This window comes from Dokdonia pacifica, from assembly GCF_900188275.1.
Taxonomy (GTDB): Bacteria; Bacteroidota; Bacteroidia; order Flavobacteriales; family Flavobacteriaceae; genus Dokdonia; species Dokdonia pacifica.
On sequence record NZ_FZNY01000008.1, the window covers coordinates 150,423 to 171,627 of the forward strand.

Genomic DNA, 21,205 nt, shown 5'->3' on the forward strand with positions numbered 1-21,205 from the left:
TATGGAACCAAAACTTATAGACCATCTTTTCAGGCACCACTACGGGAAGATGGTCTCTGTTTTGGTACGTATTTTTGGATTACCACATTTAGAAATTATAGAAGACGCTATACAAGATACATTTATCAAAGCCACACTTTCCTGGAAAAATAATCAACCAGACAATCCAGAAGCATGGCTTACACAAGCAGCAAAAAATAGAGTACTAGACTTATTTCGGAAACTCACTGCAGAAAAGAAACGGGTTCCTCATATCGCATCTGGTATTGACACCATTGCTATACAAGAACTCTTTTTGGACAGTGAGATTGAAGATAGTCAGCTACGTATGATCTTTACTGCTTGTCACCCTTATCTCAATCCTAAAGATCGTATTGCTTTTGCTTTAAAAACGGTTTCTGGGTTTAGTAGTAAAGAAATTGCAGCAGCATTACTTTCCAAAGAAGAGACCATAAAAAAACGCCTGAGCCGAGCACGCACTTCCATTCAAAAAGAACATATTTCTTTTCAGATTCCAAAAGGAAAGACATTAGCATTACGTTTGGACAGTGTTTTAGAAGTATTATATCTCATTTTTAATGAAGGGTTTCATTCTACAAAAAAAGAAATTATTGTTCGCAAAGAACTCTGCGCCGAAGCAATGCGTTTATGTAAAATGCTTCTCAATCATAAAAATACAAAGACCACAAAATCCTACGCCCTATTTGCTATTATGTGTTTTCATGCAGCGCGTATAGATTCTAAAACGACGCATGACAATCAGCTCTTAGATTTACAACATCAAGATCGCTCTCAATGGTATTTCCCGCTTATCAAACTAGGAAATACTGCCATGCACAAAGCCGTAGAAACCGATACCTTCTCTACCTATCATTATGAAGCTGCTATTGCTGCCGAACATCTCAAAGCAAAAACATTTAAAGATACCAATTGGAAAGCAATCTTACATTGGTATGAATGCTTATATGCGTTACAACCTATGCCTATACACTTGCTCAATATCGCGGTAGTTCAATTACAGGATTCCCGCTTTCGCGAAAGCTACCAACTCCTGCAACAATTAGAGCCAGAAACGTTGGGACAACGTAGTTACCTTTATTATGCGACACTATCGGATTATTATCTAACACAAGAAGATTACAAAAAAGCAATAATGCACATGGATATCGCTATAGATCTAGTAACAAATCAACAAGAAAAAGAATATTTAGAGAAGAAGAGAATTGCGCTCATTCTTTAAGTCATTAACCTCATCTTTGAGCATTTTTTCAGCCCAAATCATGGCTTCTTCTAAACCATTATTAAAAAGTTTAAAAGGTTTTCTACAAAAAATTTGTTCTATAGCTGTGGTAGAAGGATCTGTTCCAGTAGGAACAACGATTGAAAGTGCTTTTAATGTTCCTATTCTATGAAGATACTCATAGTCAGTGGGCACCACAGAATACGAATGAACGCGATGAGAAATATACACCCAAGGTCTATTTTTCAAAACCAATAATCCTTTAAAGAGTAATGACGCTGCTGATGCATAGGATAGATTAACGCCTTCGTTTACCTCTACAACAAGAATATTTTTATTGTAAACATATACCGTGGCAATCTTACTTGTAATGGTTTTCGTCAATTGAAAAGCACTACTTACATTATGTGGATCTAGGGGCTCCATTGCAAGCAAGATAGCGCATTCTATTCAAAATAGAAAAACTAAAAAACAAAAATCTAGTAACCCTGTGAAATACAAAAATTTACAGATGAAATACCCTATTTGGTATTGTTTAATCCTGTAAATTATACTTCTCTACCACTCTGTCTACACAATTAATTCCATCTATAGCCGCCGAAATAATACCACCTGCATACCCTGCTCCTTCCCCACACGGATATAATCCTTTTATTTCTATATGCTCTAACGTAACAGGATCACGAGGGATAGACACCGGAGATGATGTTCTACTTTCCGGAGCATGTAATACAGCATCATTAGTTAAATACCCTTTCATCTTTCTTCCAAAAGCAAGGAATGCTTTCTTAAGACGCTTTGAGAGCATTGGAGGTAATACCTTATTTAAGTCTACCGAGACAATTCCCGGTTGATAGGAAGTCTTTGGAAAGTTTTTTGAAATACGTCCATCTACAAAATCACGCATACGTTGTGCAGGTACTGCTTGTGTTTTTCCAGCAGCTTCCCAACAAGCACGCTCTACAGATTTTTGAAAATCTAAGCACACAAACGGGTCGTCTTCTTTATAATTGGGTAAATCTTCTGGAGTCACACTCACCACAATCCCAGAGTTTGAATACGGGTTATCACGTTTGGAAGGACTCCATCCATTGGTTACTACTTCTTCCTGTGCCGTCGCACATGGTGCAATAATACCGCCTGGACACATACAAAAAGAATACACCCCCATCCCATCTACTTGTTGTACCAAGCTATAGGAAGCTGGTGGCAAATACGGATTATCACTATCACCATGATACTGGATATGATCAATCAATTCTTGCTGATGCTCTATACGAACGCCTATCGCAAAAGGCTTTGCTTCTATCTTTACGTTTCTTTTATGTAGTAAGTAAAAAATATCACGAGCACTATGTCCTGTTGCTAGGATTACGTTTTTAAAAGATAACCAGTCTGTATCATTAATTTGTATTTCTGAAATCTGCTGATCTACGATTTTAAGATCGGTAAGTTTACTTTCAAAACGAACTTCACCGCCTGCTTCAATAATCGCTTCTCGCATGGCAGTAATAATTTTTGGCAACTTATTAGTCCCGATATGTGGATGCGCATCTACCAAAATATCTTCTACAGCACCAAAATGTACAAACCATTCTATCGCCTTTAGTACATTACCTCGTTTTTTAGATCGTGTATATAACTTCCCATCTGAATACGTACCCGCACCCCCTTCTCCAAAACAATAGTTAGAGTCTTCATTTACAATATGATCTTTATTGATAGCTGCAAGATCTCGACGTCTTGCTCGTACGTCTTTTCCTCGTTCAAAAACAATAGGCTTCAATCCTCCTTCTATAGCACGTAAAGCAGCATATAATCCAGCGGGTCCTGCACCAATAATGGCAATTTCAGGAGCATTATGTACCTCTTGAGGTACAAACACAGGAAGAGACTCTCGTACTTCATCATGCTTCCAAAACTCAATTTGTAATGAAATCTTTACAGGTGATTTACGCGCATCAATACTACGCTTTCGGATATCCCATTCTCGTACATCATCTGCGCGTAGTCTCGCTTTCGCGAAAGCTTTCTCAGCAATATAATCATCATCTTCAGCTTGATGCGGTAATACATTTATTTGAACGAGTGTACTCATGGAATAGTCCTTAGTCTTTAGCTATTAGTATGTATTTCTGCGAAAGCGGAAATCATTATTATTCAGTCATCTCGATCCTTCGACTTCGTTCAAGATAAACTTTAGGAGAGATCACACAAACAGTTTCAGGTGATGCTCACTGCCATGATATTTCTCGTCATTCGTTCCTCACGCTGTTGAAATGACTCTTTTTTACTTAAGCATTCAATATTTTTAAGTTCAAAAATCAGCAATCAACAATCGTTAATCTCCAATCAAAATATTACTTCAATCGTTCAATTAAAGCATCTAGTGTTACGGTTTCCTGTTCTCCGGCTACCATATCTTTTAACGCAAACGTTTTGTTTTCCATCTCTTCGCCACCCGCTAAAATTACAAATGGAATTTCACGACGATTGGCATACGTCATTTGCTTTTTCATCTTAGCCGCATCTGGATATAACACCGCAGTAATCCCGTTAGAACGAAGCTGTTTAATTGCTTTCATAGCATATAATGCTTCTTCTTTCCCAAAGTTGATAAACAACACTTTGATTCCTTCTATCGCTTCTTCTGGAAATAAATCTAATTGTTCAATTGTATTATAAATACGATCTAATCCAAAAGATATCCCTACCCCACTTACATCCTTTAAGCCAAAAATTCCTGTAAGATCGGCATAACGGCCACCGCCACCTATACTTCCCATCTTCACCGCTTCTGGTGCCGCTACTTCAAAAATGGCGCCTGTATAATAATTCAAACCACGAGCCAGCGTAACATCAAGTTGTAAGGTAGCACTTTCCAACCCTAAACTTTCGATTGCTTCATTAATAAAGACTAACTCCTCAATTCCTTGCATTCCTGTTTCTGAAGTAGCCAGCAGTCCTTTGAGTGTTGCTAACTGGTCTCCAAAACTACCTGAAATCGTAAATAGTGGATCTACGGTTTTGATAGCCTCCTCAGAAATACCTTTAGAAAGCATTTCTGCGATCACTTTCTCTTTCCCTATTTTATCAAGCTTATCTAAAGCCACTGTAAAATCTATGAGTTTATCACTTGCTCCAATCACCTCAGCAATTCCAGAGAGGATTTTACGGTTATTCATTTTAATGGTAACTCCTTCAAGTTTCAACGCAGTAAATACAGCATCATACAATTGTACAAACTCTACTTCCTGCCATAAAGAATCACTCCCTACTACATCGGCATCACATTGACAAAACTCTCTGTAACGATTATTTTGCGGATTATCTGCACGCCATACTAATTGCATTTGAGAACGCTTAAATGGCAATACAATATCATTTCTATGTTGTACTACATAACGTGCAAAAGGCACGGTTAGGTCATAACGCAAGGCTTTTTCTGAGATTTGTGGCGTAAGTGCATTTGAGTTTGCTTTCGCGAAAGCGTCATCCTTCACTTTACTTAAATAATCCCCACTATTCAAAATTTTAAAAATCAAACGGTCTCCTTCTTCCCCATACTTTCCCATGAGTGTACTACTTTTTTCAAAACTCGGAGTTTCAATAGGCTGAAATCCATAGTGCTGAAATTGTGTACGAATGGTATTCATAATATAGGATCGTTTTGCGACCTCTATCGGTGAAAAATCGCGAGTTCCTTTAGGTATCGAAGGTTTTTGTGCCATTTGTTTTTAGTCGTTAGCTTTTAGTCGTTAGCTAGTTGTTTTCATATGCTATATAGTATAAAAATCAACCTGCTATCATTTTCTTTTCCTTATACAGTGAATCAATGCATAGAACTTCGGTGTTATTTTCGAATTTCAACTTTGATTTGAATGAGTGCAAATATCATAAAAATTAGACATTATTAATCTGTTTATGATTAGTATTTATAGTCTTTTCTTATGGTTTATATAAAGGAAGAAAAATTACACGCCACCAATTTTCCCATTTCCCTAGCCCTAAAGGGTAGGGAAAATTGCCTGAGAACTTATCGATTATTTTTTACTTTTGAGAATGGATCATTTAAAAAATGAAGGGATGCACGGAGAGGCAAAAAGTGACAAATTTGCCTTTGCCGAATATTTACGAAAAAATGCTACTCCAGAAGAAACTAAATTATGGGAATATTTAAAACAACGTCCTAAAGGTTATAAATTTAGAAGACAACACCCCTTTAACGATTATATACTAGATTTCTATTGTCATCGAGCAAAATTATCTATTGAAATTGACGGCCCTATACACTCAACTCAAAAACAATATGATAAAGATAGGACATCAGTAATCAACGAATATGGAATCTCTGAAATACGATTTTCAAACGAAGAGATACGTACTAACTTTAGAAAAGTAAAAGAAACTATTATAGCTACTATAACCTCAATCACAAAAAATCACTCCCTTTAGGGTTGGGGAAATTGATTTTTGGCTAAATTATCTAATACTATTTGTCTTCAAAAAATGGAATATTAGTAATTACTCAGAATAATTTTCAAACTTCTCGTAACTTTTTTACTCCTTAATAGTCTTATCACAAACAACTATTAAAACTTGTATTGATGAAAAGAATTGTATTTGTTGTTTTATTGGGGCTTATCAGCCATTTTAATTTCGCTCAAAATGCGACAGGAGATTGGTATGGAAACTTAGAAGTACAACCAGGCATGACACTCCCGTTAGTGTTACATATTACAGAAGCAGATGGAACTTATAGTGGAACGTTAGATAGTCCTGACCAAAAAGCATTTGGAATTCCTATTACCACTGTTACTTATACAGACGCCATCCTAAACATTGCTATCACCAATATGGGACTTACCTATGAAGGCACCGTAAATAGTGACAAACATATAGAAGGAACCTTCAAACAAGGAGGACAGACATTTCCATTAGAATTTGCTCGTGAAGCCGTTACTGTAGAAGCGCCTAATAGGCCACAAGAACCTAAAGCGCCTTTTCCATATACAACAGAAGAAGTAACTTTTGAAAACACCGCAGCTAATGCTACTTTTTCAGGTACGATCACCCTTCCTAAAGTTGTTTTTAAAGGTAAAAAGAAACTTCCTGCAGTTATTTTAATATCTGGATCTGGACCACAAGATCGTAATGAAGAGTTATTAGGTCATAAACCTTTCTTAGTCATTGCAGATTATTTAACCCGTAATGGTATTGCGGTATTGCGTTATGATGACAGAGGTACAGCAAAATCTACAGGAGATTTTCAAGGAGCTACTAGCGCCGATTTTGCTACAGATGCACAAGCAGCTTTTGATTTTTTGAAGAATCATCCAGATATAGATGCTTCTAAAATAGGATTTGCGGGTCATAGTGAAGGTGGATTGATCGCTCCTATGGTGGCTGCTAAAAATAAAGAAGTTTCATTCATAGCACTGTTAGCAGGAGTAGGACAACCTGGAGACGAATTACTTATGGATCAAGGATATCTTATTGGGAAAGCTCAAGGGTTTGATGATGAGATGTTACGTAAAAATCGTATTGCACAAGAAATGATGTTTGGCACCGTAAAAGAATATTATGGCGATACTCCAAAAATTAAAGAAGAACTCACGAGATATTTAAGTAATGCTTTAGATGAAAATCCAGAAATGATTCCAGAAGGAAGTTCTAAAGAAGCACTTATGAAACGTGAAATTAACACGCTTTCTTCAGACTGGTTTCAGTATTTGATAGTTACAGATCCTAGACCTACTTTAGAAAAGGTGACATGTCCTGTATTAGCTATTAATGGATCTTTAGATTTACAAGTACCCTCAAAGAAGAATCTTGAGAATATCGAAAGTTCTGTTAAAAAAGGTGGAAATACCGATGTCACTACCGTAGAATTTCCTAATTTGAACCATCTATTTCAAACCACCACAACAGGAAGCCCAACTGAATATGCACAATTAGAAGAAACATTTTCACCAGATGCATTAAAAGTCCTGAGTGATTGGATTATAGAAAAGACTAAATAACACACCACACTATGTTTTCACTTTTTAGAGAAAATTTCCGTATTTCATTAGATAGTATCAAAAGTCAATTATTGAGAACTATCTTAACCGTACTTATTATTTCCCTTGGAATTTTTGCGCTGGTTGGAATACTTACATTTATAAAAGCATTTGAAAATACACTTACCAATGATTTTGCTTCTATCGGAAGTAATACCATCACCATACAGCGTTATGAATTTTCAAACCAACGAAGAGGGGAACGTAAAATCATAAATCCTGTTATTGGATACCGAGATGTAAAAGAATTTGCAGAAACATATTCATATCCTACTGCTCAAACAGCTATATCTTTTACAGGTACTCGAAATGCTGAAGTAAAATATGAAAGTGAAAAAACAGATCCTGAAGTACGTGTGGTTGGAGTAAATGAAAATTTTCTTCAAAATGGAGGGCTTAAATTAGACAAAGGAAGGAATTTTACTCCTTTTGACATTAGTAACAACACTCGTGTTTGTGTATTAGGTAGTGATTTTAATAAGAATCTATTTAAAGATGATAACCCTATTGGAAAAACAATAAGTATACGTGGTACAAAATTTAGTGTTATTGCCATTCTAGAAGAAAAGGGCGCTACTTTTGGTAATAATCAAGATTTAAGAGTGCTTATTCCTATACAAGTAGCTCGCACTATGTTTACACAGCCCAACATTAATTATAATGTAAGTGTCATGGTAGATGACCCCGAATACTTAGATAGTGCAGAAGAAGAGGCGGTACTTACCTTTAGAAATATCCGAAAGCTATCACCTGTTGAAGAAAATAATTTTGGAATAGGTCGTAGTGATGATTTAGTAAATCAGATTGCTACCATAACTGGAGCATTAGGAATAGCCGCATGGGCAATAAGTTTAATTACCATTTTTGGATCTTGTATCGCTTTAGTAAATATCATGCTCGTTTCGGTCACGGAGCGTACCCGAGAAATTGGAGTTCGAAAAGCATTAGGAGCTAAAAAATCTACGATTGCATTTCAGTTTTTATATGAAGCAATTATTATTGGACAATTAGGAGGAGCATTAGGTATATTTCTAGGAATTGGCGTCGGACTCATCATTGCAATATCCTTTGATCTTGTATTTACAGTTCCATGGAATGCTATTATCGCAGCAACAACCATTACATTTTTTATAGCAGTGGTATCAGGATTATTCCCAGCATTGAAAGCTGCCAAATTAGACCCTATTGAGTCGTTGAGATATGAGTAATTTAGTATTGGTAATTATATAAAGATCTAAAAACCCTCATATAATTACCTAAAATACTACTCTTTAATATCTACAAAACGAGAAAACCATTGATATAAATCACCTTTTGTGATAACAGCACCTTGTTGAATCAATTTAAATTTATCAGCATTGGGTTTTTCGCCATAGTTTTTACTAGCACTCATAAACACCACATTATCGTCTCCTAAATTTTGCTGCAACCACTGATACCCTTCTTTTGTAGTAATATCGATGCCCTCTTTATCAATTTTTACAGCAATTAATGCCATTTTATCTTCTCGCAATTCAAAAAGATGCATTTGGTTAGGAGACATATGCTCCAGGTAACTAGCCTTTGTTAATACATTTTCCCAAACGAGATCAGAAAAGACATCAATCTCTTCTTCGGCAACATGAGGTTTATTGGTTTTGATCTCCTGCCATTCATCTGCGGTGATGGATTGTGTAGCAAGAAAGTTAATAAACTCTTGGTGTAATTCTTCTAATTGTTCTTTTGTAAGTCGAGCGTATTGCATGCTATACCTTGTTTTATGTGTCTGAGTACGCTTTCGCGAAAGCGTATAAAGATGTTTTATTTTTAGGGATGCAAAGATACTTATAAAAAACCCATTTCATAAGTAGTTACAGGGTTGTTTATCAATATATGTCATAAAAAAATCGCTCCATATGGAGCGATTTTAAATATGTATGATCAGAAATTAATAGTAACTTCTAATACCTATGTTCTTATTTTGCTTCTGCAATTACATCAAATGCAAATGGCACAACAACATCTCTATGAAAACGTATACTCGCTTCATAGCTACCTAAACGTTTGATGTTATTACCAGGGATAGTAATGAATTTCTTCTCTACAGCAACGCCTTCTTTTTCTAAAGCCGCTGAAAGGTCTGCATTATTTACAGATCCAAAAAGTTTATCTCCATCACCAGTCTTAGAACTGATCTTCACTTCTAATCCTTTTAATTTATCTGCTTCTTTCTGAGCATCATCAATTATTTTCTTTTCCTTATAAGCTCTTTGCTTTAAGTTCTCTGCAAGAACCTTTCTTGCAGAAGGAGTTGCAAGTACTGCTGCTCCTTGAGGAATTAGAAAATTTCTTCCGTAACCATTTTTCACTGTTACGATATCGTCTGCAAATCCTAGATTCTCAACGTCTCTTTTTAATATAAGTTCCATGAATGTCTAGTTTTTATTTGTATAAATCAGTCACGTAAGGCATAAGTGCTAAGTGGCGTGCACGTTTTACAGCTACACTTACTTTACGTTGATATTTTAATGATGTTCCAGTAAGACGACGTGGTAACAATTTACCTTGCTCGTTTACAAAAGACAATAACCAATCTGCATCTTTATAATCAACGTATTTAATACCTGATTTCTTAAAACGACAGTATTTTTTTGTCTTATTAGTTTCAATGTTTAAAGGCGTAAGATATCTGATATCTCCGTCTTTTTTTCCTTTTGCTTGTTGTTCGATAGAAGATGCCATAATTACGCTTGTTTTTTGTTTCTAGCTACTCTTTTTTCAGCCCAAGCAATTGCATGCTTGTCTAATTTTACAGTAAGATAACGCATTACACGCTCATCACGACGGAACGTAAGCTCATACTCAGAGATTGCCTCTCCAGGTACTGTAAATTCAAATAAGTGATAAAAACCACTTTTCTTGTGTTGGATAGGATAAGCAAGCTTTTTAAGCCCCCAATCCTCTTTGTTAACCATCTTAGCACCCTTGCTTTTAAGAAAATCTTCGTACTTCTTAACTGTTTCCTTTATCTGTTCATCAGATAAAACGGGATTCAAGATGAAAACAGTTTCATAATGATTCATATAGAATGATTTTAATTTAAAAATGAGTGCAAAATTAAGTATAGTTATTGATTTAGCAAAGTATATTTTAGATAAATATGCTCTTAAATACTCGTTTTTATTGAATACGTGTAATAATTAACCCTAATTAATTATAATAAAACAACTTATAGCCATATAGAACTCACATCATCACACTCAAAGAGTCGATAAAAAACATAAAAATCCGACGAAATTCACTTTTTTATTGGTGTTTCCTTTTTTTTTGAGTATTATTGTATCACTTAACCTATTTAAATTAAAGACTGTGGAAGGAGTAATTCTAGATTGCGCTGTTGTTGACGACTCAAGTCTACAACGCCTTGCGATTGTAAAAATGATCAGTGATCATCCTAATTTACGACTCGTAGCCGAATACAATAATGCCATAGAGACAAAAAATGGTTTACTTGAAACAAAAGTAGATCTGATTTTTCTTGATATTGAAATGCCTATTTTATCTGGATTTGATCTCCTTGATGATCTTATCCATAAACCACAAATCATATTTGTTACAGGAAAAACAAAATATGCGTACAAAGCATTTAATTATAATGCTATTGATTATTTACGCAAGCCTATAACGAAAGATAGATTTACAAATGCGGTATACAAAGCAATAAGTTTATACAAACTAAAAACAGAAGGAGCTGTAGATGATGATGATTACATCTTTGTAAAGAGTAATCTTAAAAAGAAAAAGGTAATGCTTAATGAGCTAAAATATATCACCGCATTAGGTGACTATGTAAAGCTTGTTACAGTACATGACCCTATCGTAGTACTTGCTACTATGAAATCTTTTGTAGCACAACTACCACCAGAACGTTTTATGCGTATTCATAAATCTTACATTATCAATATAGATAAAGTAGATAAATACAATAGTAGAAACATTGAGATTGATGGAGAAAAAATTCCATTAAGTCGTCATAAAAAGACAGAGTTAATTGAAGCATTATCTGCTTAAATTAATTCCAATTTACAACAGTAAAATCCGCTCCCCCAAATAAGCGGATTTTTTTATGCGCTATTTTTAAAGACGAAGCTAAATTTATTTGTGCAAGTAGGTTGACGACATACGCTTTCAGAGAACATTGTGACGTAGAAGTATGCAGAGCGAGTCGAAGTACGAAATCGAGCTTGCGAGACCTGCCTGCCGGCAGACAGGTTCACAACTATAAGGTAAAACCTAAAAGTATAGACTAATAACAGTCTACGTCTATTATAAGACGTACGCTTCTGTATTGAGGTATGGCCTTAAAACTAGTTTGTACCCTAGCAATAAGCCCTTTTATTTGTTTTAAGTTTTGCCTTCTATTAATCTTAATGAGCACATTACGACGGTATTGATTACGAATACGCGCTACAGGTGGGGTTTCAGGGCCTAATACAGCATCACGCCCTAATGCTTGGCGTAAAGCTTTTGCTACCCATATACTAGATTCTTCTATTTTCTGATAATCTCGATGTCGTAAAGTAATACGCACAAGTCTATAAAAAGGCGGGTATTTAAAATCGTGTCGTTCTTGCAGTTGTTCTTCATACATCGCATCAAACTTATTGGCAGATACCTGTTGCAATATTTGATGATACGGATTGTATGTTTGCACTAATACCTTCCCTTGTTTTTCTGTTCTACCTGCCCTACCCGACACTTGGGCTATTAATTGATAACTTCTTTCATGTGCCCTAAAGTCTGGAAAATTAAGCATACTATCTGCATTCAGTATGCCTACTAAAGTTACATTTCTAAAATCAAGACCTTTGGTAAGCATCTGTGTACCTACCAGAATATCAATTTCCTCTTGCTCAAATGCTGTTATTATTTTTTCAAACCCATATTTACCCCTTGTTGTGTCAGAGTCCATACGCGCAATGGAGTATTCAGGATATAATTCTTTAAGCTCTGCTTCTATTTGTTCCGTGCCAAAACCTTTGGTTGTTAAATCCGGACTTCCACAAGCCATACATTTTAATTGCATTGCGATATGATGTCCGCAGTAATGACATCGCAACTGATTTCTATATTTATGATATGTCAAACTCACATCACAATTAGGGCATTGTGGAGCATGCCCACAAGTCTTACACTCTAAAACAGGTGAGAAACCTCTTCTATTTTGAAACAAGATAACTTGCTCTCCTAGCTGTAATGCATCTGTGATTGCCCTTAATAGCGTGTCACTAAAATGCCCTGTCATCTCCCGCTTTCGTTGTTTTTCTTTAATATCTACTAGGTTTATTTCTGGCATTAAGATATTACCATGCCTATGCCCTAAGTATACATAACCATATTTTCCATGTCTAGCATTGTAGACAGTTTCTACACTAGGGGTTGCCGACCCTAGTATCACTTTTGCTTTAAACAAGTGCCCTAATACCACTGCAGCATCCCTTGCATGATAACGAGGCGCAGGATCATATTGTTTAAAACTACTTTCATGCTCTTCATCAACAACAATTAATTCTAGTTCATAAAAAGGGAGTAACATTGCACTACGAGCACCAATAATAATCTGAGCTTTCGAAGCATTTTGAAGTACATTATTCCAAACTTCTACGCGTTCATGTACAGAATATTTAGAATGAAAAACAGCCACCTTTTCTCCAAAATAATTTTGTAATCTAGAAATTAATTGCGTGGTTAATGCTATTTCAGGTAATAAGTATAAAATCTGTTTTCCTGTATGGAGCAACTCTTCTATTATAGATACATATATTTCTGTTTTTCCTGATGCTGTAACACCATGGAGTAAACATACATTTTGTGTTTCAAAACTTTCTTTGACTTGCGCTAAAGCTTCTACTTGATGTTCATTTAATGTTTTTGTGCCGCTTGTTTCTCCTTCAAATTCTACGCGGTCTTTTCTTTTTTCATATGTTTCAAAAATACCTTTTGCAACAAGAGTTTTAACTTGTGTTGCTGTTGCGTTTGCCGCTTTTTGTAATGCTAATGTTGTAATGGGTTTATTGGTTTTCGCTTTAAGCGAAAAAAAAGCAAGTAATAATTCTCTCTGTTTAGGAGCCCTCGATAAAGAATCCAACAATGCTACAAAAGCCTTTTCTTCTTTATAATGGGAGTGTAATTGCACAAAAGTAACAAGCTTAGGTTTGTATTGTTCATATACTTCTTCTTGTACAGATATTGCTCCTTTATCTAGTAATTTTTTAATGGTGGGTAATACTTTACGCTTACCCAATATATCCATGACTTCCTGTATTTTAATCACAGATTGATGTTGTAACGCTTCGTAGATTAAAAACTCATCGTCTTGAAGATCTTCATCTTGAAGAACAACTTCAGGTTGTAATCGTATGATTGTTTCACTTTCCAACAAGAAAGCACTAGGAAGTGATGCTCGCATGACCTCTCCTTCTGTACACATATAGTAGGAAGCCATCCAAGACCATAGTTCAAATTGTTTTTGAGTTACTATAGGTTTTTCATCAAGAATATGTTCTATTTCCTTGGCTTCGTATAGTGTAGGTGGCGTTGTATGTATATTTTTTACTAAAGCAGCATACACTTTTGACTTTCCAAAAGGAACTGCTACCCGCATACCTGCTTGTAAAAATTTTGCTTCAGCTTCGGTAATACTATACGTAAAAGCTTTTTCTACAGGAATAGGAAGTATGGCATCTATAAAGTATGGCATTTAGCATCAAAATATAAACGAAAATACAAAGTAAGTAAGATGTTCTTGCTGTATCTGGATAAGAATTATAAACAAAGTAAAAACAGTAACAAAAAAAGGAAGCTACCCGAAGGCTGCTTCCCCTTATATCTTTTCAATTAAAAATTGAAAATTATTTATTTCTAGTTTCTACTTGGGAATACCCCTTGTAGTGCTATGATATAATGTACTCCCAAAAATGGTTGTAAGTTATTATATGCTTGTTGCCCTCCATTCATACCTACAGTAGTCGCTGTAGTTACTGCAGAGTCATTTAGTTTATTTCCTGCTGATGCGCTTGTATATACATCTCCCTCTCCTAAGAAGTTTCCATCTGGATCAGATTCTCCTCCTGTATCACCAACATTTACTGAAGTAGTAGAAGTTACTGTATGATTATGAGAAGGTAAATTTGTTATATTAAGAGTTATTGTTTCTCTTCCTCCCTTTTCTCCTAATCGATAAGCACTTAATCCTGGCCCATTTCCTGGGTGGATAGCAGCCCTACCTCTTAAATCTGGTAATGCAAATGTTGTTCTTCCGTCTCCGCCATAGGTAGTTCCTAAGATAGAGAACAAAGCCGAGTATTGGCTTATAGCTAATAATTGTCCGTCACAGTATGCCCAAGCTCTTGGTGCAAAATTTCCTGCAAATAGTTTAATTTCTCCTAAAAATGGATCCATGATATATTGTTTTTTTGTATTGTTAGTAAAATTGATTAGATAGCTATTAATTTCTAGATGGATACGATCCAAACATGCAAATAATATAATTAGCCGTACCAAAAGGTTTCATGGTATTAAAGCTTTGACCTCCGCCAGTGTTAGTCATAGAACTAGCTGTTGTCATAGCTCCACCGTTAAGCTTATTTCCTGCTGATGCGCCTGTATAAGCATCTCCCTCTCCTAAGAAGTTTCCATCTGGATCAGATTCTCCTCCAGTATCGCCTACATTTACGTCTGTATTACTTGCTGCTATGTGATTGTGAGTAGGCATCTGACCAATAGTAAGGGTATGTTCTTCAGACCCTCCTTTTTGTCCTAATCTATATGTAGATAGTCCAGGACCATGACCAGGGTGAATAGGTGTTCTACCTCTCAAATCAGGTAATGCAAAGGTTGTTCTGCCATCTCCTCCATAGGTAGTTCCTAGGATAGAGAATAGAGCTGTATTTTGTGCAATAGGCAATAATTGTCCATTACAAAATGCCCAACTCCTAGGCGCAAAATTCCCCGCAAACATTACAATTTCGCCAATAAATGGATTCATAATTGTGTGTGTTTTAGTGTTAGTTAATAATTTTCTCCATCAAATAATTTTTAAATAATTTGACATTCCACCAAATCTAAAACTTATGACCAAGAAAAAACCCCGTATTTTTACGGGGTTTTATAATTAAGTAATTATTTACTAGTATTATTCTATACGTATCCAATCTTGAGTTCTGTAAAAAAAAGCTATATATCCTCTTACATGAAGGATAGAAGCATCCTCCTCATCTAGCCATATTTTTGCCGTATATTTCTTTCCTTTTTCAGGATCAAAAATGGTTCCTCCTTTATATTCTCCATCATCTTCTTTGAGGTTTTTTATAATATCTAAACCTATCACAGGAGTATTCTTTTCATTGCCTTCACATTTATTACAGACCTCATCTTGACGAGTTACATCTGTAATTGCCACTACCTTTCCATATACAGCATCTCCTTTTTTATAAATCTCAACAGTAGATTTTGCTTCTCCAGTTTCATCATCTATTGTTTTCCACTTACCAAAAATAGTTCCTTGTTGCGCATAAGCTTGCACAAAAAACAATAGGCATACAAAAGGCATTAAAACTTTACTATTCATCTATTTCAAATTTCATATAAAAAATAACGGTAGGCTAAGGCCTACCGTTTATCATATCATATAAGGATATTAGCTCCCTAACATTCCTTCTTTAAGATCGTCATCTGCAGGATCTTCTCCTAACCAAATTCCAAAAAGTGCTTTTTTGAAATCTAATCCTTCAATCATTCCTATTTTAGTTCCATTTTTGTAAACAACAGTTCCTTGTCCTTTGATATATGCAATATCAAATACATTTGTCTTTACAATCTTATCACTAAAGAAGCTTTTAAATTTTTCAATTCTCTCTGCAAATGGTGCAATATTATCATCTGTAGAAGCTTCAAATCCATCATCTACTGCACTTTTCATTTTCTTACTTGATACGAGTTTAGAAACGATATCAAGTTTTATCACCATCGTTTCATCTGCATTTATGATACGTTGTGCATCGCTGCTTTTAGATTGAAGGTATAATCCTCCTGCATATAGATCAAAAACTACTTTCTCTCTCATTCCAGCTCCATTAAGTACAAGATCTGTACCTTCTAATGTCATTTGATTAGGAAGTGTTGCATCTCCTACCTGTGTTTGCGCATTTGCAAATCCAATACTAAAAATCGCCATTAAGGCTAACATAAAATTTCTCATTGTTTATTTATTGAGGGTTTGATTCATTTTCAATTTTTGTAATGCTGCATTCAATTCAAAACCGAGTAATAACAGATTTGAATTAAGCCAAATATATAACATCATAATTAAAAGAGCACCTATAGAGCCATACAACTCATTATAATTTGAAAAATTATCGATATAAATTCCAAAAAGATAGGTTGTTAACATAAATAATATAGTGGTCATTAAGGCACCTGGAGAGAAAAATTTACTCGTCTTCCCTTGTTTTGTTCCAAAATAATATAATGTTGCTACTGCAATATATATCATAATAACGAAAAATATATAACTCCCTACAGAAACTAACGTAACATCTGCACCATCACTCACCATATCACTATCTCTTAACATATGTAGTACATATTCAAAATATATTAATACTGTTATAGTAGTAACCAACAACAATGCCAAAACGATTGCAACACCTAATGCAACCGAGTATTGCCTAATAAAGTTTCTATTAATACTTACATTAAATGAACCTTCAAAACCACTAAAAATAGCATTAATTCCATTACTCATTAATACTAATGCCAAAACAGCTCCAAAGGATAACAAGCCTGTTCGCGGGTTTTGCGAGATATCAGAAAATACGGGTTCAAAAAAGGCCAGTGATTGTTTAGGGATTAATTCATAAATAAAATCCATAAACTTCTTTTGAAATCCTTCCACCGGTATTAAAGGAATTAAATTCAGTAAGAAAAGTAAGGTTGGGAATATAGCCATAAAAAAACTATAGGCTATAGATCCTGCTCTTGCAGAAAGTGTACCTCGTATAATTCCTGTGAGATATGTTTTAATGAGATGATAAATAGTCATCCCCTTAAAACCAGGAAGTGTTACTTTTTTAAGACAATGCACACAGAATCTAAAAATAGCAAAGCGTTCTAGTTTGTTTTCTAGCGATGCCATTTTATACTGCTTTCAAACTTAAATCCAAATTATATACAGAATGTGTGAGTGCTCCACTAGAAATATAATCTACACCACATAATGCATACTCACGTATGGTTTTTTCATTAATCCCCCCAGAGGACTCCGTAAGGCATAAGTCACCTATACGGCGTACGGCTTCTTTGGTATCTTCATAATTAAAGTTATCTATCAAAATACGGTATACATCATTATGACTTTGTAAAATCTCATCTATTTCGTCTAGATCCCGAGCTTCTACAATAATTTTCAAATCACGTTTTGTTTCTTTTAGATACGCTACTGTTTTTTGAATCGCTTGCGTAATACCTCCTGCAAAATCTATATGATTATCCTTAAGCATAATCATATCATATAATGCAAATCTGTGATTTTCGCCTCCTCCTATTTTTACAGCCCATTTTTCTAATGCGCGTATACCGGGTGTTGTTTTACGAGTATCTAAAATGCGTGTTTTTGTACCGTCCAGTAAATTCACAAAAAAGGCTGTTTTCGTTGCAATGGCGCTCATACGCTGCATGGCGTTCAGCACCAATCGTTCTGCTTTTAAAATAGATTGTGAAGGACCTGTTACGTAAAAAGCAATATCTCCATGCTGTACACGACTTCCATCAGGAATACGATCTTCTACTTGAAGTAATGGATCTACGTAGGCAAAGACCGCTTTCGCGAAAGCTACCCCAGCAAGAATCCCTTCGTCTTTTACTAATAATTTTGCCTTACCCGTGGCTGTTGCTGGAATACAGGCTAACGAACTGTGATCACCATCACCTACATCTTCACGAATAGCATTTGCAATAATACCTTCTATCTCTTGATCAAATTGCGTTTGAGAAATCATATATATAACTAGTTTATGTAAAAATAAGGAAAGCCCTACAAATAACGAATAATGAAATACGAAATACGAAATACGAAATACGAAATACGAAATACGAAATACGAAATACGAAATACGAAATACGAAATACGAAATACGAAATACGAAATTTAAAAAATCAACTTTTATACTCCAAACCTGAAACCTGAAACTTGAAACTTGAAACCTGAAACTTGAAACTTGAAACCTGAAACCTGAAACCTGAAACCTGAAACCTGAAACCTGAAACCTGAAACCTGAAACTAAGTACTCAAAACTAACTACTAATAACATTCAGAGTAAGAAAGTAAGAATTAGTATTTTTACCCCATGAATATCAAACTACTCTGTATAGGAAAAACAGATGACAAACGTTTACTGGCACTCATTGAAGAGTACACCAAACGCCTGAATCATTATATCAAATTTTCTATCGAAATTATTCCAGATATTAAAAATGTTAAAAACCTTAGTGAAGCACAACAAAAAGAGAAAGAAGGGCAGCTTATTTTATCTAAAGTAGGATCACAAGATCATTTGATTCTTCTAGATGAAAATGGAAAAGAGATGAATAGTATTGGTTTTTCTCAATATTTACAGAAAAAAATGAATGGCGGATACAAAACACTAGTATTAGTGATTGGCGGACCTTATGGATTTTCTGAAACGGTATACAAAGCATCTCAAGGAAAAATAGCCTTATCACAAATGACTTTTAGCCATCAGATGGTGCGATTATTTATCACAGAGCAATTATATAGAGGTTTCACAATCCTAAAAGGAGAACCCTATCATCATAGATAGTCTTTAGCTATTAGTCGTTAGTTAAAAAAGACATCATCTCTATAATTTAGGGTGGTTGTTTATTTAAAAATGTAATTTTTAGCACATTTTTATAGAAACTTTCCGTTATCAAATCTTGTTATAAAAGGAGAACCCTATCACCATAGATAAATGAATACATACCGTCATTCCGAATTTATTTCGGAATCTCATCATACAAATAACAGATTCCTTTTGATGAGAACCTGAAACGAGTTCAGGTTGACATAACAATAATCTATAGTTGAATACGTCACATAAAAAACTACAGTATCTGAATAAGTATTCTACTGAAAATAATGTCATTTTCTAAAAAAGAGCACTACTCTATTATAAGAATCACTCCGTACAATACACCTCCGTTTTATGTTTTCCTCTCACATAGATATATCGGTGTCTACGAATCACAAATTCAGACAATCCTATATTTGAAGGGTTCTCAGGACTCCAATCATAGGTATATCCTAATTGTGTCCATGGGTATCCGTATTCTTTAAATTCGGTATCTGTGCAATCATTATACTGAACTGCTCTTGTGTGATTAAACCATGCTCGGTATTCTTCAGAGATATCATTAGGCACATTTAAATCACAAATGGTGTCATCTGTTCCATTATCTGGACATGGACGGTATATATCTTCCGGTTTTACCCATAATTCTAAAAAGAAGGTTTCTTGAGTAAACGGTTGTAATCCCAATAATTGTCGTAAACGCATAATAGGATCCTTTTGTGTTTTAAAAAAGCTTCTACAACTATCTTTGATGATAGGAGCTAATGTCACCCAGATATCATATCCTTGCGTACTATCTATCCCTTTTTTAGAATAATTGTCAGGATGCGATTTCCAAGACACTACTTGTATATAACGCTCTCCATTAATGAGTGTATCGATGAGATTAGGGTTTCCCTCTATAGGTAATAGATGCGCATATCGCTCTGTAGGAGTAGGATTTTGAGCATCTATCATCGCTTTTTCAAATAATTCTCCTAAATGGGCTACTTGCACACTATCATATCCTGGATGGATATTCTTTTGCTTTATGAAAGTTTTTGAGCTTTCAACTTCTACTTTGGTATCTCTACTGTGCTTACAACCCACAAAACTGATAATAAACAACACCAAAAAAACAAAAACAATAAATAGTCGCAGGGAAGATATTTTATAGTTAACATTCATCATCACATGTATTTTAAAATGTTATAATAGTGCAAATGTAATATGCAACAAGCACCTATTTATACGTACTTCTACGGGAAAACCACAGCCTTATATAAGACAATTCTGAATACTAGCATATAATTTACATTCGTTTTTCTTACAGCTATAAGAATAATGCAATACTCTAATTTCATGTGCTTTATTATGCCACTTTTTAGATATAGAATCAATTAAAAACAGTAGCTTAGAAACCCTTTTAAAAACAACACCCCGTAAAACTACCTGTTTTTAAGAAAACTATTTTTTAATCAAGCAATTTTAACGAACTTGGAGACTTATTAACCAAAAACCTCTAAACTTATGAGTACCAAAACAATTCCATTTGATGATGCTACCGCTGACACTGACTTATGGCAAAAACTCAACCCAGATCACGCAAAAGCTTTTTTAATCCCTACAGGTGATTTATTAGCTATGCTTGCTGAAATGGAAATTATTGCTGTAGATCCTGCTACGGGGAACATAACAGGTAACACTTCAGCTGCTAATAATCAAGAAGTAAGAGCTTATATGGGTATTGACACATCTATCTATTCTTCTTACGGGGGAGGAAAAGACCCAGTTAAATTCAGAAAAAATGGATTTGGCGAAAAACTAATTATGGTAGGAACTATGCCTGATCCATTTACACCAAATGTAGATATTGACGTTATGGTAGACGAAAAAAATAGAGTGACCTATCCTCCAGGAGCAAGATACTCTATTGAAGGTAGTGGTATTTATGATTTTACAAGACCATGTCCAAATGAGTGCGATCCTAATAGTCCGCTTAACCATTAATAAATATAATTTGCAAAATTAATGAC

General features: G+C 35.0%; 22 protein-coding genes. 7 read left to right on the forward strand and 15 right to left on the reverse strand.

The genetic code is table 11. The features are described from left to right. Window position 1 precedes the first annotated feature (1 nt). Window positions 2–1,240 (forward strand): RNA polymerase sigma factor, encoded by a 1,239-nt coding sequence (locus tag CHB80_RS20770; protein WP_089373430.1) that lies wholly within the window; start codon window positions 2–4, stop codon window positions 1,238–1,240. Here the strand turns inward: CHB80_RS20770 and CHB80_RS20775 are convergent. The 3 genes from CHB80_RS20775 to hisS all read right to left on the reverse strand — a co-directional run bounded on the left by CHB80_RS20775 (window position 1,208) and on the right by hisS (window position 4,971). Beyond that, a complete protein-coding gene (locus CHB80_RS20775) occupies window positions 1,208–1,666 on the reverse strand; it encodes a hypothetical protein (RefSeq protein ID WP_089373431.1) in 459 nt (152 codons plus the stop codon). The genes CHB80_RS20770 and CHB80_RS20775 overlap by 33 nt on opposite strands. A 109-nt stretch (window positions 1,667–1,775) precedes the next feature. Then, a complete protein-coding gene (locus tag CHB80_RS20780) occupies window positions 1,776–3,338 on the reverse strand; it encodes an NAD(P)/FAD-dependent oxidoreductase (protein WP_089373432.1) in 1,563 nt (520 codons plus the stop codon). Window positions 3,339–3,600: 262 nt separating this feature from the next. Continuing rightward, complete coding sequence (gene hisS, locus CHB80_RS20785; RefSeq protein WP_089373433.1) at window positions 3,601–4,971, reverse strand: histidine--tRNA ligase; 1,371 nt, start codon at window positions 4,969–4,971, stop codon at window positions 3,601–3,603. A 331-nt stretch (window positions 4,972–5,302) separates the two neighbouring features. On the opposite strand from hisS, the gene CHB80_RS20790 reads away from it, so the two are divergent. The 3 genes from CHB80_RS20790 (at window position 5,303) to CHB80_RS20800 (ending at window position 8,510) form a co-directional block, all read left to right on the forward strand. Continuing rightward, a complete protein-coding gene (locus CHB80_RS20790) occupies window positions 5,303–5,695 on the forward strand; it encodes an endonuclease domain-containing protein (RefSeq protein WP_089373434.1) in 393 nt (130 codons plus the stop codon). A gap of 152 nt (window positions 5,696–5,847) precedes the next feature. After that, window positions 5,848–7,263, forward strand: a complete 1,416-nt coding sequence (locus tag CHB80_RS20795) for an alpha/beta hydrolase family protein (RefSeq protein ID WP_089373435.1) — start codon at window positions 5,848–5,850, stop codon at window positions 7,261–7,263. Window positions 7,264–7,274: 11 nt separating this feature from the next. Further along, window positions 7,275–8,510 (forward strand): ABC transporter permease, encoded by a 1,236-nt coding sequence (locus tag CHB80_RS20800; protein WP_089373436.1) that lies wholly within the window; start codon window positions 7,275–7,277, stop codon window positions 8,508–8,510. Window positions 8,511–8,566: 56 nt separating this feature from the next. Here the strand turns inward: CHB80_RS20800 and CHB80_RS20805 are convergent, their stop codons facing one another. From CHB80_RS20805 to rpsF, 4 genes are all read right to left on the reverse strand, one after another. Continuing rightward, window positions 8,567–9,046: a DUF6495 family protein gene (locus CHB80_RS20805; protein ID WP_089373437.1), complete on the reverse strand. Its 480-nt coding sequence runs from the start codon at window positions 9,044–9,046 to the stop codon at window positions 8,567–8,569. 211 nt (window positions 9,047–9,257) lie between these two features. Beyond that, on the reverse strand, window positions 9,258–9,710 hold the full coding sequence (gene rplI, locus CHB80_RS20810) for a 50S ribosomal protein L9 (RefSeq protein WP_089373438.1): 453 nt from the start codon (window positions 9,708–9,710) through the stop codon (window positions 9,258–9,260). A gap of 13 nt (window positions 9,711–9,723) precedes the next feature. Then, window positions 9,724–10,023, reverse strand: coding sequence for a 30S ribosomal protein S18 (gene rpsR / locus CHB80_RS20815; protein ID WP_089373439.1), 300 nt, complete (start codon window positions 10,021–10,023; stop codon window positions 9,724–9,726). A gap of 2 nt (window positions 10,024–10,025) precedes the next feature. After that, window positions 10,026–10,364, reverse strand: coding sequence for a 30S ribosomal protein S6 (rpsF, locus tag CHB80_RS20820; RefSeq protein ID WP_089373440.1), 339 nt, complete (start codon window positions 10,362–10,364; stop codon window positions 10,026–10,028). A gap of 286 nt (window positions 10,365–10,650) precedes the next feature. Here rpsF and CHB80_RS20825 point away from each other — a divergent pair, with 286 nt between their 5' ends. After that, the gene (locus CHB80_RS20825; protein WP_089373490.1) at window positions 10,651–11,352 is read left to right on the forward strand and encodes a LytR/AlgR family response regulator transcription factor; all 702 of its coding nucleotides are present in this window, start codon (window positions 10,651–10,653) and stop codon (window positions 11,350–11,352) included. A gap of 235 nt (window positions 11,353–11,587) precedes the next feature. Here the strand turns inward: CHB80_RS20825 and priA are convergent, their stop codons facing one another. The 7 genes from priA to nadC form a co-directional block, all read right to left on the reverse strand. Then, window positions 11,588–14,041, reverse strand: a complete 2,454-nt coding sequence (gene priA / locus CHB80_RS20830; RefSeq protein ID WP_089373441.1) for a replication restart helicase PriA — start codon at window positions 14,039–14,041, stop codon at window positions 11,588–11,590. Window positions 14,042–14,202: 161 nt separating this feature from the next. Then, window positions 14,203–14,742 (reverse strand): phage tail protein, encoded by a 540-nt coding sequence (locus tag CHB80_RS20835; protein ID WP_179218231.1) that lies wholly within the window; start codon window positions 14,740–14,742, stop codon window positions 14,203–14,205. A gap of 46 nt (window positions 14,743–14,788) precedes the next feature. Next, on the reverse strand, window positions 14,789–15,328 hold the full coding sequence (locus CHB80_RS20840) for a phage tail protein (RefSeq protein ID WP_179218232.1): 540 nt from the start codon (window positions 15,326–15,328) through the stop codon (window positions 14,789–14,791). A 147-nt stretch (window positions 15,329–15,475) separates the two neighbouring features. Then, the gene (locus tag CHB80_RS20845; protein WP_229746961.1) at window positions 15,476–15,910 is read right to left on the reverse strand and encodes a DUF2147 domain-containing protein; all 435 of its coding nucleotides are present in this window, start codon (window positions 15,908–15,910) and stop codon (window positions 15,476–15,478) included. Window positions 15,911–15,979: 69 nt separating this feature from the next. After that, entirely contained in the window at window positions 15,980–16,540 is a 561-nt protein-coding gene (locus CHB80_RS20850) for a chalcone isomerase family protein (RefSeq protein ID WP_089373443.1), read from the reverse strand. 3 nt (window positions 16,541–16,543) lie between these two features. Then, window positions 16,544–17,476: a YihY/virulence factor BrkB family protein gene (locus CHB80_RS20855; protein WP_089373444.1), complete on the reverse strand. Its 933-nt coding sequence runs from the start codon at window positions 17,474–17,476 to the stop codon at window positions 16,544–16,546. A 1-nt stretch (window position 17,477) separates the two neighbouring features. After that, window positions 17,478–18,338, reverse strand: coding sequence for a carboxylating nicotinate-nucleotide diphosphorylase (gene nadC, locus CHB80_RS20860; RefSeq protein WP_089373445.1), 861 nt, complete (start codon window positions 18,336–18,338; stop codon window positions 17,478–17,480). A 348-nt stretch (window positions 18,339–18,686) separates the two neighbouring features. Here nadC and rlmH point away from each other — a divergent pair, with 348 nt between their 5' ends. Beyond that, window positions 18,687–19,160, forward strand: a complete 474-nt coding sequence (rlmH, locus tag CHB80_RS20865) for a 23S rRNA (pseudouridine(1915)-N(3))-methyltransferase RlmH (protein ID WP_089373446.1) — start codon at window positions 18,687–18,689, stop codon at window positions 19,158–19,160. Window positions 19,161–19,517: 357 nt separating this feature from the next. Here rlmH and CHB80_RS20870 read toward each other — a convergent pair whose 3' ends face one another. Next, the gene (locus CHB80_RS20870) at window positions 19,518–20,360 is read right to left on the reverse strand and encodes a hypothetical protein (protein WP_143337202.1); all 843 of its coding nucleotides are present in this window, start codon (window positions 20,358–20,360) and stop codon (window positions 19,518–19,520) included. 339 nt (window positions 20,361–20,699) lie between these two features. Between CHB80_RS20870 and CHB80_RS20875 the strand changes: the two genes are divergently transcribed. Beyond that, the gene (locus CHB80_RS20875) at window positions 20,700–21,179 is read left to right on the forward strand and encodes a hypothetical protein (RefSeq protein ID WP_089373448.1); all 480 of its coding nucleotides are present in this window, start codon (window positions 20,700–20,702) and stop codon (window positions 21,177–21,179) included. Window positions 21,180–21,205 lie beyond the last annotated feature (26 nt).